Origin of the sequence: Chryseobacterium sp. JAH (genome assembly GCF_001507335.1) — a bacterium.
Taxonomy (GTDB): Bacteria; Bacteroidota; Bacteroidia; order Flavobacteriales; family Weeksellaceae; genus Chryseobacterium.
Map to the genome: position 1 here is coordinate 186,419 of NZ_LMAH01000006.1, position 16,127 is coordinate 202,545.

The 16,127-nt window shown below is 36.0% G+C and carries 6 protein-coding genes; 3 read left to right on the plus strand and 3 right to left on the minus strand.

Translation table 11 applies throughout. From position 1 onward, the window contains the following. Positions 1-369 precede the first annotated feature (369 nt). The 3 genes from AR685_RS13510 to AR685_RS13520 all read left to right on the plus strand — a co-directional run bounded on the left by AR685_RS13510 (position 370) and on the right by AR685_RS13520 (position 8,945). Complete coding sequence (locus tag AR685_RS13510; protein ID WP_082671943.1) at positions 370-5,415, plus strand: translocation/assembly module TamB domain-containing protein; 5,046 nt, start codon at positions 370-372, stop codon at positions 5,413-5,415. Positions 5,416-5,424: 9 nt separating this feature from the next. Then, positions 5,425-7,773: a BamA/TamA family outer membrane protein gene (locus AR685_RS13515; protein ID WP_059124895.1), complete on the plus strand. Its 2,349-nt coding sequence runs from the start codon at positions 5,425-5,427 to the stop codon at positions 7,771-7,773. Positions 7,774-8,012: 239 nt separating this feature from the next. Next, the gene (locus AR685_RS13520; protein WP_059124896.1) at positions 8,013-8,945 is read left to right on the plus strand and encodes a YihY/virulence factor BrkB family protein; all 933 of its coding nucleotides are present in this window, start codon (positions 8,013-8,015) and stop codon (positions 8,943-8,945) included. Positions 8,946-8,986: 41 nt separating this feature from the next. On the opposite strand, the gene argS is transcribed toward AR685_RS13520, so the two are convergent. From argS to AR685_RS13535, 3 genes are all read right to left on the minus strand, one after another. Next, positions 8,987-10,747, minus strand: a complete 1,761-nt coding sequence (argS, locus tag AR685_RS13525; protein WP_059124897.1) for an arginine--tRNA ligase — start codon at positions 10,745-10,747, stop codon at positions 8,987-8,989. An 81-nt stretch (positions 10,748-10,828) separates the two neighbouring features. Further along, complete coding sequence (locus AR685_RS13530; RefSeq protein ID WP_059124898.1) at positions 10,829-12,514, minus strand: SusD/RagB family nutrient-binding outer membrane lipoprotein; 1,686 nt, start codon at positions 12,512-12,514, stop codon at positions 10,829-10,831. A 10-nt stretch (positions 12,515-12,524) separates the two neighbouring features. After that, positions 12,525-15,491 (minus strand): SusC/RagA family TonB-linked outer membrane protein, encoded by a 2,967-nt coding sequence (locus tag AR685_RS13535; protein WP_059124899.1) that lies wholly within the window; start codon positions 15,489-15,491, stop codon positions 12,525-12,527. Positions 15,492-16,127 lie beyond the last annotated feature (636 nt).

Consider the following 16,127-nt stretch of genomic DNA (forward strand, 5'->3'; position numbering starts at 1 on the left):
CCATCAGACGTATGTTCCTATTGTCCATTCACTAACATCTGAAACCTATTCACTTTTAAATATTCTCTAATATTTAAATTCAATAGGGGCATACTTCACATAAAACCTGTTCTTATAGAGCAGGTTTTTGTTGTGACTACCTACCACATTTAACAAAAATTCACACAAAAAGGAACGGTTGGCAAACATATTGCTCGTAAAAATCAAACAAAGCTATTGTTAATAAGCTATCACAAACGAATTCACCATGCTAACACTCATTAAGCTTCAGATTTTCAAAATATAAAACGATACCTAAAAAATTAAACAGCGGTAAAAATCACCATTTTGCCACCCAAAATATTGTCAATTGGTATAAATCAGAAAATTTTGAAACTGAAATTCAACAAAAGAAAAATCATCAGAGGTATTGTTATTACAATCATCTCTATATTCGTATTGCTTATCCTTCTGGTGCTAAGTTTACGGCTTCCCGCAGTGCAAAATTATGTAAAAGGTAAACTTATCGTTTATTTAGAAAAAAAAATCAAAACGAAAGTAAGTCTCGACAGAGTCTATATAGGTTTTCCAAACAGTTTGGTGATGGAAAATCTTTATCTAAAAGGTCAGAATATAGACACTCTTTTAGCAGTCCGAAAGTTTGATGCTGGTTTAGATATGTGGCAACTGATGAGCTCTAAAGCGGATATTACTTCTGTAGACCTAGAAGGCGTGCGTGCCAATGTCGTGAGAGATCCTAAAGGAAAATTCAATTTTGATTATATTATTGATGCGTTTGCAACTTCTGATAAAGAACAGGAACAAAAGCCTTCGAAGCCATTCATTATTTCATTAGATAAAATTAAATTAAAAGATATTGGGATTACGTTTAATGATCAGCAGTCCCGAAACGATATCAAGGTTTACTTTAATTCATTTGATACAAGAGTAAAAACTTTTGATCTTCAGAATAACAATTATGCCGTTAACGACATCAATCTTGATGGTTTAAAACTAAAACTGAAACAGGATCTGGTAGAAGAGGTGGCCAAAAATGTTGAAGAAAAAGTAGATTCTCTGAATCAGAAAAAGCCGATGAAACTGGGTTTGAACGGAATCAAACTAACCAATTTCAACATCGATTACGGCGATGATAATTCCAAGACCTTTGCAAAGGTTTTGTTTAAAGAATTAAGCACGAAAGTAAACAGCATCGACCTTGAAAATAATGATTACAATGTTGGAAATGTGTATCTGAGACAGGCAAACATCAACGCTAATTTATTTCTGCCAACAGAAAATGCCAATCAAAAAAAGGATGCTCAACCTGAAGTTTCTAAAGTTTCCGCAAAGGAAAAAGCGATGAAAGTGATTTTAGGAAAACTACTTTTGGATGATGTGAAAGTAGCGTACAACAATACTGCTGTCGCTCCTACCCGATCAGGAATGGATTTTAATCATCTTAATTTTGCCAAATTAAATCTAGATGTCCGTAATTTCAAAATGGAAAACAACGGTTTTGCAGGCTCTGTTAAATCAGCGGAAATTCAGGAAGCACGAGGCTTAAATGTACAGAAATTCAACACAGATTTTGTTTATGGTGAAAAACAGGCGTACCTGAAAAACCTTTACTTCCAGACTCCGAAAACGATTTTAAGAGATGAAGTTGTTTTAAATTATAACTCAATTGAGCAGTTATCTTCTAATTTGGGAGCAGTGCAAATTTCAGCCGATATCCGTGATTCCAAAATTGGTTTTTCTGATATTTTAAATTTGGTTCCAACTTTAAGAAATACAGCGCCATTCAACAAATATCCAAATGCAACTTTAAATATCAATGCATTTATCAGAGGAACAGTAAACGATCTTGCGATTCAGAATCTGAAAGTTTCAGGTTTGGATCAGCTGAAAATTTTGGTTTCCGGGAAAATTAAAAATGCGATGAATCCGGCTCAGCTGTACTATGATCTCAACGTTGCGGAATTATCTTCTTCATCAAAAACAATCTATAATTTAGTTCCGAAAAATACGATTCCAAATAATATCACTTTACCATCTTTCTTCACAATTCGTGGGACGGCAAAAGGGACTACTCAATTGGTGAATACCAACTTACGTCTGACTTCCACTTTAGGAAACGCAGCAATAATTGCCAAAGCCGATTTACGCAGAAAAAACAGAGAAACTTTTGATGTAAAAGCCAATCTACAAGGTCTGCAGATTGGGAAACTGATTCAGAATAAAGATTTGGAAAGCATCACTGCGCAAATCAATGCGAAAGGACAAGGTTTTGATCCGAAAACGATGTCTGCGGTTTTATCAGGCGATGTGAGATCGGCGACCTACAACGGTTACACCTATCAGAATATGAATCTGAAAGGAAAAATTAACCGTGGCGTTTATGATATTGATCTGAACTCAAAAGATCCAAATGCCAATTTACATCTTGCGGCTTCGGGAGTTTTCAACGATAATCCGTCGGTGAAGGTGAATGGAAATATCAACAAATTAGATTTAAACAAACTCGGATTCTACAGCTCACCAATGATTATTGCAGGAGCGATCGATGGTGATTTTAAAACTTTGGATCCGGATGATCTGAATGGATACTTAAATTTAAAAGATTTCGCTATCTCTGATACGAAGGAAGTTTATCCAATTCAGGAAGTGAATTTACTGGCAGTTTCTACGGTAGATTCTACGCAAATAAAATTCAATTCTCAGATTGCTGATATTGAACTGAACGGAAAATACAAACTGACGCAGATCTTTGGAGCATTAACGCAGACCATCAATCAGTATTATCAGTTTCAAAAACCGTCTACCGCACAGAAAGTTGATGCCGGACAGTTTTTCACTTTTAATGCTAAAATTAAAAATGATGATCTGATCAGAAAATTTGTTCCCGAACTGAAAAGTTTTGAGACCATCAACATCAACGGAAATTACAGTGCCGATTCTCAGCAAATCCTTTTGGATGCGCAGATTCCGCAGGTTTTATATGGAACCAATACTTTAGAAAATACAAGCTTAAAAATCACCAACGAAAATCAGGCATTACAATATGATTTGAGTGTGGCGTCATTGGCCAGCGAAAGTTTTGCTCTGAAAAAAGTCAATATCAACGGTGATGTTGCTGAAAATGTGATCAATTATAACATCACGACGAAAGATGATAAAGATGAAACGCAGTTCCTGATTGCCGGAAATGCGAAATCGATGAACGACATCACTGAAATTTCCTTAAATCCAAACGGTTTAAAACTGAATTATATGGATTGGACAGTTGCTGAAAACAATAAAATTTCCATTTTCAGTCAGGGAATTGTTGCGGATAATTTCACCCTATCCAATTCGGGAGCAGAAATTTCATTACAGTCTGAAAGCAGTTCTCCAAGCAGTCCGCTGAATGTTTCTTTAAAAGATTTTAAAATCGAAACAATCACGGAAATCATTAAAAAAGATTCACTTTTAGCCAAAGGAACCATTAACGGAACCGCTCAGCTGAGAGATTTAACCAAAAATATGACCTTCACCTCAGACATTGATGTGACAGATATGTTTGTATTCGGAAGTCCGGTCGGAAATTTAGATATTAAAGTCAATAACCAGTCTGCAAACCTTTTGAATGCTGATATTGCGCTTTCTGGAAACAATAATGATGTGAAAATCTTAGGTAATTACAATACTTCTTCCAGCAGTTTTGATTTGAATTTAAATATGAATCAGCTTCAGATGAAAACATTACAGGGTTTTACGGCAAACGCGATTACAAATACTGAAGGTTATCTTTCGGGAGATTTAAAAATTACCGGAACCACGACTGCACCGAAGATTTTGGGCGATGTGAAAATGAATAATGTTGGATTGATGATTGCTCAGACAGGAAGTGATTTCAGAGGAATCAACGATAAAATTGGATTTACCAACCAGGGCATTGAGTTTGACGACTTTAAAATCAAAGATAAAGATGGAAATTCTTTAAATATCGACGGACAGGTTCTTACACAGACGTACAGAGATTTTGCTTTCAATCTTGATTTGGATGCGAAAGATTTCAAAGTGGTGAATTCAGAGAAATCCAACGATGCGATGATGTATGGAATTTTAGCGATTGATGCAGCTCTGAAAGTGAGAGGAAATTTAGACTTACCAAAAGTTGACGGAAGACTGGCGGTTTCAGAAACAACAGATTTCACATTTGTACTTCCACAATCAAGCCCATCTTTACAGGAAAGAGACGGAATCGTAGAATTTATAGATCAGGATCAGATTGCTTTAAATAAAACTATTACTGCAGATTCTGTAAAAGCTGAAAGCCCGATAAAAGGTTTGGATGTTAACGTTAATATTGAGCTGAGTAAAGAAGCAAAAATGTCGATTGTGATTGACAAGGCGGCCGGAGATTTTGTTAAACTTCAGGGTGAAGCTGATCTGACGGGTGGTATTGATCCATCAGGAAAGGTTACTTTGGTGGGCGTTTATCAGGTTGAAAAAGGAAGTTATGAAATGTCGGTAAGCGTCTTGAAAAGGAAATTTGACATCCAAAAAGGGAGTACGATTACATGGACCGGCGAACCAACGACGGCCAATCTCGATATTACAGCAATTTACAAAACGCAGACGGCACCGATCGATTTGGTGGAACAACAGGTAGATCAGGCAAATCTGAACCAATATAAACAGAGGATTCCATTCAATACCTTGCTGATTTTGAAAGGGGAACTAATGAAACCTGAAATTTCATTTGATATTACGACAGATGAAAAGAATAATGCCGTTTCTTCTGAAGTAACCCAAACGATCGATGGAAAATTGGCTCAGTTGAGACAGGATCCGAATGAGATGAACAAGCAGGTTTTTGCATTACTTTTATTGAACAGATTTATCGGCGAAAATCCTTTCGAGAGCAACTCAGGGGTTTCTGCGGAGACGATGGCGAGACAGAGTGTGAGCAAAATTCTTTCTCAGCAACTGAATAATTTAGCCGGAGATTTGATCAAAGGTGTTGACCTGAATTTTGATTTGGAATCAACGGAAGATTACTCTACCGGAACACAAAATACAAGAACTGACCTGAACGTTGGTTTAAGCAAAAAATTACTGAACGACCGACTGAAAGTTTCTGTAGGAAGTAATTTTGGTGTTGAAGGTGAAGCGAGACCGGATGAAAATACGACCAATATTGCCGGAGATGTACAGATAGATTACGCCCTTTCAAGAGACGGAAGATATACGCTGCGAGCTTACCGCAAAAACGAATATCAGGTTGCCCTTCAGGGACAGATCGTGGAAACCGGACTTGGTTTTGTGATTACGTTAGATTATGATAAATTCAGAGATATTTTCAGAAAATCGAGAAATAACCGTAACCGGGAAGGCGTTCAGAATCAGAATAAAAGAAATAAAAACAAAGAGGTCGTAGAATTCAAATAGTATCTACAAATGAAAAACAAACTCAATATATACTGTAAATATTTTTTGGTTTCAGGAATGACTGCGACAATAGTTTCCTGCAGCAACACCAAATTTCTAAAAGACGGTCAGCTTCTCTACACAGGAGCAAAAGTAAAAGTAGAAAGTGATTCGCTGACCAAGAAGGAAAAATCTGAGCTGGAATCCGCTTTAAAAGAAAATCTTACTCCGAAACCTAACTCCTCGTTTTTAGGTTTAAGACCAAAACTTTACGCTTACAATGCCACCAAAGAACCCAAAAAGGAAAAAGGTTTAAGATACTGGCTGAAATATAAATTCGGGGAAGAACCCGTTTTGCTTGGCGACGTTGACCGTGAATTTAATAAAGACATTATCGTTAATTATTCCGAGAACAAGGGCTATTTTAATGCTAAAGCGAAGTACGATACTGTTTCAAAAAATAAGAAAGCACAGGTTATTTATACGTTGAATCCCGGTGGAAGATATTTAATCAGCAATGTAAAATTCCCGACAGATTCAAGTCTGATCAATAGCGAAATTCAGATTTTAAAAGAAAAAACATTACTGAAAGCCGGAAATCCCTTCGATCTGGATGTTATAAAAGCTGAAAGACAGAGAATTGATGATAGCTTGAAAGACAAAGGTTTTTATTACTTCAATCCAGACAATATTATCGTCCAGGCAGACAGTACCGTCAGCAAAAATCATCAAGTGGAGATGATTGTCAAGTTAAAAGACAACACTCCGAAACTCGCGACCGAGCAGTTTACCATTGATAAAGTGGTGGTTTTCCCAAATTATAATCTCCGTGACGCAAAAAAAGGACTGTATAATATTCCAATGAATCCCGATTCTTTGAAAGGCTACGAGTACAATGATATTTATGTCGTAGATCCTAAAAAGAAGTTCAAGCCGAGAATGTTTGACCGTGCCCTGTATTTTGACAAGGGAGATATTTACAACCGAAAAGATCACAATTTATCGCTTAACCGACTGATCAGTTTGGGTGTTTTTAAATTTGTAAAAAATGAATTTGTGGTTTCAGATTCCTTAAATCATAAGTTTGATGCCTATTATGTTTTAACACCGAGAGAACTTCATTCATTACGCCTTGAAGCTTTGGGAAGAACCAACTCTGCTAATTACGCAGGTAGCGAACTGAATTTAAACTGGACTCAGAGAAACTTTTTCCGTGGAGCAGAACAGTTCAAAGCATCTGTTTATGGTGCATTTGATGTACAGATTGGTGGTCCTGCGGAGGCTGAAAACATTTTCAGAGCGGGAGCCAATGCACAGCTTTCGATTCCGAGAATCGTGGCGCCATTTAGATTTAATTCTTCGAGTGCCTTCGTTCCGAGAACCAATATTAAACTGGGATATGAGTTTCAAAACCGAACGACTTTATACACTTTGAACACATTCAATGCAACGTTTGGATATCAGTGGAAAGAAAATGTAAGAAAAGAGCACGAACTTAATGTGATTGATATTTCATACATCGACCCTGCAAATGAAACACCGAAATTTTTGGCACTTAAAGAGAACAATCCGTATCTTCAAAGAATTACCGATCAACAACTTATTTTCGGACCAACATACTCCTACACCTATTCTACCACGATGCTTCCGCAAAAAAACACATTCTATTACAAAGGAATGCTTGATCTGGCTGGGAATATTACAGGTCTTATTACGGGAGCAAACGAGAAAGAAGGAAAACAGAAAAATATTTTTGGAGTTCCTTTCAGCCAGTACGCAAAAATTGAAAACGATGTCCGTTTTTACCATAAATTTACTGAGAAAACATCACTGGCAACAAGACTTATTGCCGGAGTTGCCCTTCCTTACGGAAATTCGAAATACATCCCTTTTTCAAGACAGTTTTTTGTGGGCGGAAGTAACAGCATCAGAGCTTTCAGAGCAAGAACTTTAGGCCCTGGAAGTTTCGATCCAAGAGATGCCAATAATACCAGAGCAGTTTTTGATCAGGCAGGTGACATAAAATTGGAGATGAATGCAGAATACAGAGCCAATTTATATAAATTTTTAAATGTTGCAGCATTTGTGGATGCCGGAAATATCTGGTTAATCAACGATGAATTCAATGAAGCAGGAGAAAACATAAGACCTGGCGGGAAATTCTCAAAAGAATTTTTAAGTGAGGTTGCAGTTGGAGCAGGGGTCGGATTGAGATTAGACTTTTCAATATTAATTTTAAGACTCGACCTGGCAATGCCATTGAGAGTTCCTTATTACGAAAAAGGCGACCGATGGGTTTTAGACAGAGTGAAATTTGGTGAAGGAAGCTGGAGGAGAGATAATTTAATTTTAAATATTGCGATTGGATATCCGTTCTAGGTTTCTGATGGCGATTGGCTTTACTTTTATCATATTTCAATCAATACATACTGAAAATTATAATCAATGGGAACGGGCTTTAGCCCGTTTTCTGTTTCATACGATTCCAAATAAATTTATTGAATAAATTTTATAAAAAATCCCTTTAAGGAATAGTCTTTGCGTTAATACAAAAAATATCTTTTATTCTTTTAAGGATAATTATCATCTACCAATCACACTTATTAATATTCCAATTTATGCTAAAAGAATTAAAAATTTTCTGGGAAACCTTCAAAGAAACCTTTACAGAATGGAATAACTCATCAGCTTCCAATGATTCTGCGAGTTTGGCCTATTACGCTATTTTCTCAATACCCGGTTTATTAATTATTATTATTTGGATAGCCGGTTATTTCTTCGGTGAGGAAGCCATTCGCGGACAAATCAGCAGTCAAATTAGTGGACTGATGGGCCAGGATGTTGCAAAAAGTATCCAGGACATGATTGCTGGAGCGTTGATTGATAAAGAAAATATTTTCATGAAAATTATAGGAATTGGATCGCTGGTGTATGGTTCGACTACTCTATTTTTCCAGTTGCAAAAATCTTTAAACAACCTTTGGGATGTAGAAGCTGCTCCAAAAAAAGCCTTAGTTAAATTTCTTTTAGACAGAGCCAATTCTTTAGGAATGATTCTTATTTTAGGATTTCTACTGATGATTACGATGGTTTTATCTTCATTGATCAGTCTTTTCAATAATTTTATTACCAATTATTTTGGACTAGAAACCTATGTTTTAGTAGAACTCGTCAATTTCGCGATCGGTTTCGGAATTGTTGTCGTGCTTTTTGCCTTAATGTTTAAAGTACTTCCCGATGTAGAAATCAGTTGGAAATCGGTTTGGAAAGGCGCTTTACTGACTGCTGGACTATTTACTTTAGGTAAATTTTTATTGAGCCTGTATTTCGGACAATTCAAACCTACTTCAGCTTTCGGAACTGCAGGAACGGTGATTTTGATTATGATGTGGATTAACTACTCTTGTATGCTTGTTTTCTTCGGAGCTGAATTTACAAAAGTGTATACTATTAGGAAAGGATACAGAATTGTCCCTTCAAAACACGCAAAATGGAGCAGTGCAAAACTGTATAAAGAAAGTCTGCTCAAAAATGAAAGACCGCAGGTTTAAACATAAAAAATCCTCTTAGAAATTTCTAAGAGGATTTTGTTTTACATCCTGTTTACGGTTTCTATTCCCAGTAATCTCAATGATTTTTGTATTGTTTTGGCAGTAAGATCTGAAAGATTTAATCGATACTGCTTGATATTTTCATCCTCCTGAATCAAAATTGGATTATTCTGATAAAATGAGTTGTAAGATTTTACCAGATCATATAAATAATTAGCTACCAAAGCTGGACTTAGGCTTTCTGCCGCTCTTGCAACAACTGCTTTATAATTGGAGAGCTGCATAATTAATTCTTTTTCAGACTGGCTTAACTCAATAGCATCAGTCTCTTTTACCACAAAACTCGCTTTTGCTAACAAAGATTGAATACGGGCATAGGTGTACTGAATAAACGGCCCTGTATTTCCGTTAAAATCTATACTTTCCTCAGGATTGAACAGCATTTTTTTCTTTGGATCAACCTTCAACATGAAATACTTTAAAGCACCGATTCCAACACTCTCATAATTGATATTTTTTTCAACTTCGGTGAAATTTTCAAGTTTCCCTAACTCTTCAGATTTAGATTTAGCTATATCAAACATGTCCTGCATCAACTCATCTGCGTCAACTACAGTTCCTTCACGCGACTTCATTTTCCCATTCGGAAGTTCAACCATTCCATATGATAAGTGATACAACTGATCTGCCCATTCATAGCCTAATTTCTTTAAGACTTTAAACAAAACTTGAAAATGGTAATCCTGTTCGTTTCCTACGGTATAAATTAATTTCTGAAGATTATTTTCTTTAAAACGCTCCACTGCTGTTCCCAAATCCTGAGTCATATACACAGAAGTTCCGTCTGAACGAAGCAAAAGTTTCTGATCCAAACCTTCATCCGTCAAATCACACCAAACCGAACCATCTTCTTTCTGATATAGAACACCTTTTTCCAAGCCTTCCTGAATAAGATCTTTTCCTAAAATATAGGTATTGCTTTCGTATTGAACCTGATCGAAATCTACTCCCAACCTTTTATACGTTTCTGCGAAACCTTTGTAAACCCAGGAGTTCATTTCGTTCCATAGATTTCTTACTTTTTCGTCGCCATTTTCCCAATCCAAAAGCATTTGCTGAGCTTCTTTCATTAACGGAGCATCTTTTTTAGCCTGCTCTTCGGAAACACCTTGTTCAACTAATTCGGAAACTTCTTTTTTGTATTCCTGATCAAATTTAACGTAGTAATTTCCTACAAACTTATCACCTTTTACATGATCGGTTTCCGGGGTTTCTCCTTTACCAAATTTCTCCCAAGCCAACATAGACTTACAGATATGAATTCCTCTGTCATTGATAATCTGACTTTTAATAACATCGTAACCAGCTTCCATTAAAATCTGAGCCACGGAGAAACCTAATAAATTATTTCTCACATGCCCTAAATGAAGTGGCTTATTAGTATTGGGAGAAGAATATTCCACCATTACGGTTTCGTTTCTCTTTTCGATGTTTGAAAACTGGTCGGAAACCGTTTTAAACTGATCAACAAAAAATTGATTTTTAACCTTTACATTTAAAAAACCTTTTATTACGTTGAAACTTTCAAGCAAGTCAGTTTGTTCGGTTAAAGCCTGTCCCAACTCAACCCCGATGCTTTCAGGATTTTTCTTCAATTGCTTCACCAACGGAAATGTAACGATGGTAAAATCGCCTTCATATTCCGTCTTATTTTCCTGAATTTCGATCTGTATATCTTTCAACTGATAGACGTTAAGGATTACCTCTGCCAGTTTCTGTTCTATGATATCTTTAATATTCATTATTATTATTTGAAGTACAAATATACGGAAATAAAAAAACCGCCCGAAGGCGGTTTTCAATATAATTAATCTAAGTTTAGATTAGTTTTGGTTCCAGAAAGGAGTGAACTGGTTTTTCACAAATACCTGTGCCTGCGACACGTTTGGTACATTTGCTGAGTTACCAGTGTATTCTGAGATAGGATAAATCAATCTATAAGGTTTGTTTGGGTAGATTGCATTCTCAGCATTTGGAATTGCAGGATAACCAGTTTTAAGGAAGTTGATGTACGTTTCAACTTGTCTCAAATTAGCTAAAGATGCGAATCTTTGGTACTGAATCGCTGCAATCTTGTTAGGTGCTCCTGCCCAACCCACAGTAGTATTATTTAATGCTGCAAGATAATTAGTTGCTCTAGCAGGAAGTAGACCATAAAAATCAAATGAATCTGCCACTGCTGAATTGTATGCTGACTGAGCACTGAATGTAAATATACTTGGATATAAAGTTGCTGCCTCTGCTAGCAATAATTTATTTTCAGAACCCAACGCTAAGTAACCATCCATTGCAGCACCTACTTCAGCTATATATGCTCCACCAGAAGTATCACCCTGAAAAATCATTGCATAAATTGCCTGATTCCCTTGATCTGGGTTTGGAGACGGAGGAGTAGCAACAGGAAGTTTTTCATTGAATGTTGTTCCAATAAATTTCCATCCTAGAAATGAATACTGCCATTCTGTACTTCCCGCAGGTTTTGCACCACCTTGCTTGATTCCAACTACACTAGAAGGCGCTTGTGGTGCTGGAGAAGCACTGCTTGTAGCTCTTCTGAACATTTGACTACCACGATAATCTCCTGTTGCTGAACCATATAATGTTCCATTTACAGAATTCGCATAATATTGAGCAGCCTTATATAATCTCCATCCATTTGTATTCAAAGCTGATCCTTGAAAATTAACAGCACCATAATTACTAAATAATGGATTAGGCGTTGCAGAATTTTTATTGCTATAGCCAGGGTTGATTATTACATCACCAAGATAAAAATCTGCAGTATTTCCAGTAGCCAAGGTCTGAAGCTGAGCGTCAACAAAAGCTCTAACAGCAGGATCCGTTACTTTAGACTGTCTCAAAAGAATCTTAAGCTTCACATTTTTAGCAAACTTTTCCCAGTTATCCATATCTCCTCCAAAAATTACATCTTCCTGTGGAGTAACTACGTTATCACCGTTTTGAGTGGTTGCATTAATGTCAGCAATCGCTTTATTGATTTCTTCTACCAAAGATCTATAGATAGCCGCATCATCGTCATATCTTGGAGTAAGATTACTTTGGCCTTTGAAAGCTTCAGAATAAGGTGCATCACCATAGAAATCTACTACATACTGTAATTGGTAAGCTTTTAAGATTCTTGCAATCGCAGAATGCAATGGCAATCCGGCTCCCTTATCAATAATTCCCTGTAAGTTGTTGGCAGCAGTATAACTGCTCGTCCAGATTCCTGCACCGAAAGTATTACTAATATCTAAAGAATATTCTCTTGTAAGAGGATTTCCAAAATAATAATAGTTACCAGCCCAAGTATTGGTCCAAACATTTGAAAGAGAGTTCAAAGTTCCTGCTTGCGCGGTCATAACAAGGTTTTGTGCAGCCGTTAGAGTCTGTCTCGGAGAAATTTCAGAAGGATCGACGTTATTCGGTGAAATATTGTCATCTATCTCTCTACAAGAGGATACGAAAGCTGTTAAAACTATCGATGAATATAAAAATATTTTTTTCATTTTTTACTTATTAAAAATTAACATTTACACTAAATCCATAAGATTTTATTGAAGGATATTGTGTAACACCAGCATATCCCTGTGCATTACCTGTACCTGTTGAAGTTTCAGGATCTGCAAAATTTCTGTTTGAATCTGAGTATTTTACAAATGGATTTCTAGCATGAACTCCAAGAGTGATCCCAGTAAGTCCGCTGTTTCTTAACATATCAGCAGAGAAGGTGTAAGATAAAGCAACCTCTCTCAGTTTAAAATAAGAACCTGAAAAAACGTGGTTAGATCCTACAGTATTAAATTGATTTTGATAGTAGTATTCTACACCATCATATAAAGCATTACCTGTCGCACCTGGATATTGGTAAGAAACTTCTGTATTAGCAACATACTGACCATTTAGCAGATATGAAGAATTTGGCATAATAAATCCAGCCTCTCTATCAAAGTTTCCACTTTCTGGTAGTGTACCATTAAATGCCATATTCTGAAGAATTTCAGTTGTCATTTTTCCACCAACTCTCCAGTCTGCCGTAGCAGTAAGCTTAAATCCTTTATAATTTATGCTCGTATTGAATCCCCAAAGATATCTAGGATTAGTTGAACCTAAATTCTGTAAAGTTGACGTAACGGTAGGTCTTCCAGTAGTTCTGTCTACAATAATTCTACCCTGATCATCACGTACAAAATCAGTTCCCATTAACTGAAGACCTTTCATACCTTTAACTGCGTATACTCCCACTAAAGAAGAACCACCAATTGCTACTCTGTCGGTATCAGGAGCTATTTCCAAAACATCCATACTATAAGTAGTTAAGTTAGCTCCAATATCCCATCTGAAATTATCACTCTTTAAAGGTGTAACAGTGATATCTGCATCAATACCTCTGTTTCTTAATTTTCCAATATTTGTTCTAAGTATAGAAATACCTGAAGCAATTGACGTGTTGGTATCAGTAATCATATCTGTTGTATCATCCTGATAAACCGCTCCGTTCAACAAAACTCTGTTGTTCCAGAATCCTAATGATAAACCTACTTCTTTTTTGGAAACTTTCTCAGCACGGATATTACCAGAAGTTTGACCTGTAGGGTTAACAAAACTTAAACCACCATTTGCTGTAAAAGGGAAACCAGTACCTAATCCAAAATAATTTCTGATACTGTATGCACCTACTGAAGATGAGTTTGCAGTACCACTGATGTTCCCATAAATTTTCATATAACTTAGAGCCTCACCCCCAAAATTAAATGCTTTCGTAGGGATAAAACTCGCACCAACTGAAGGGAAGAAATAACTTTGCTCGCTTGTTGATAGAACAGAATTCCACTCATTTCTTCCTGTAGCTGTTAAATATAAGAAATCTTTATATCCTAAATCTAAGTTGGCAAACACGGCATGAGAATTATAAGACCCTCTTTGATTATCTAAACCATAAGGGTTTGAAGGGTTAGCCAAGTTCCACACCTGGTACAATCCAGGAATAATAAGACCACTACCACCCGCACTTGTTGTCGTATAAGCGAAATTTTGGAAGTTATGCCCAACATTCAATTTCATGTTGATATCATCAGTAAGATCATAATTGAAATTCACTAATAAATCACCATAATATCTATTTTGACTTGAAGTTGATTGAAAATAAGAAGAAGCTATCGCTGCAGGAGTCGTATTGATTGCACTAGACCATCCATCATTCCACTGATTATTGAATGCACCAATATACTGAAGATTTGATCTGTATAATACATCAATATTTTTATTGATTTTATATCCTACACTACCCACTAAATTTAATCGATCAGTAGTTGTGTTATATCTTTGGTGCTTAATCGCCCAATAAGGGTTTTGATAGTAAATATTCCATGCATAACCATTATCCGGATAATCCTTATATGCAGTAATTGGAATATCAACAGAAGATTGTAATAAATCTTCATAAAGGCCACTGTCTGTCGTATTAGTCGTCTGACGAGTATAGTTCACGATTGCATCAAAGCTCCATTTACCAAATTTAGTTCCTGCTTTTAAGAAGGCAGAAAGTCTTTTCAGTTTATCATCAGCGACTACAAATTCTCTCTGTAAATGGTCTACTGACATTAATAAATAACTATTTTCATCACCAATATTAGCAGTAACACCATTTTGTGTAACCGTACCAACCTGGAAGAAATCCTTCACGTTATTTTTTCCGTTAGGAGCATAAGTTGACATGATTGAAGACGCTTCATCGGGAGTAGGTGTATTGTCATCAATATTAACCTCAATTACGCCGTCATTGTTAACATCCGCCAATGGAATACCGTAAGGTACCATCTGACCACCAAGTGGCCCACTGAAAGGTGCTCCCCAAGATCCATTTTCAACATTAATTTTCCCTGCATACCATCCCTGTCCGTAATTTCTTTGTCTTTCAGGTGTATTCAATACAGATTCAAAATCCATTGAGCCATTGTACGTAACTTTAAGTCTTCCTTTTGATCCTTTTTTGGTATTAACCAAAACAACACCATTTACACCGTCAGATCCATAAAGAGCTGCAGCCTGAGAACCTTTAAGTATATTCATTGATTCAATTAACTCTGGCGCTAACTGATTCAATGCAGCAGCTGAGGAAATTACATTATCAATAACTACTAAAGCATTATTGTTACCTGTAAGAGATCTCATACCTCTGATCTGAATCTTAGGAGTCCCTGTTACACTACTGTTAGTATTTGTAATAGTTACCCCAGAAACTTTACCCTGAAGAGCTAATACCGCATTAGGGTTAGAAGCAGCAGTAATTTGATCACTACTAACAACTTGTACAGCAGCAGTTTGCGCATCTGCTTTCTTTGTAAGACCTAAGGCACCAGTGATAACAACCTCTCCAATAGACTGCTCTCTAAGAATGGTGTCTTTCTTTATTTCTTGTGCATTTACTAAAGCAAAAGAAGAAGTGACAACAACTAAAAGAACACTTGTAGTTAATTTCTTCATATTTAAATTGATTATTTTTTATTATTGCAAATATGTAAAACTTTCTTAAAATAACCAAACGTTTTGTTAAAAATATTTAATATACAAGTGTTTTTAACATCAAAACTCAACAGTTTTATGAATTTAATAAAAAAACAACCATTATTTTACACCGAAGCATAGTGAGATTACAGCGGTAGACGATGCTTAATTGCTTATATTGTACAATATCAGTAATTAGTAATAAAAACTTTAACCAAAATTTGGTTAAAATCTCTAAAATCGACTAGTAAGATGCTGATTGCGAAAACTAATGGTATCAAAAATAATTATTACATATTTTACGATTACAAAATTTCATCCTCTCTTATTGATAATCGGGAGCTATGTTAAAACCAATTAGTACCACTTTAAATTAATTTCCCAGAATTTTTTTTAACTTCGTATGTAATCCTTTAATGACATTAAAACTCTCTGGCAATTGAGTTCACTATATAATACATGATCCAAGTCAACAGCGATAATTTAAGGATCTTTCTTTATTGCCTAACGAAAGAAAAGAGTGTAAAATCACATTCAAATCTAGATCTATGCTTTTGAATTTCAAGTTGCATAGCTTATAAACAACAGACACTAAAAATAACCTCTAGCAGTTTT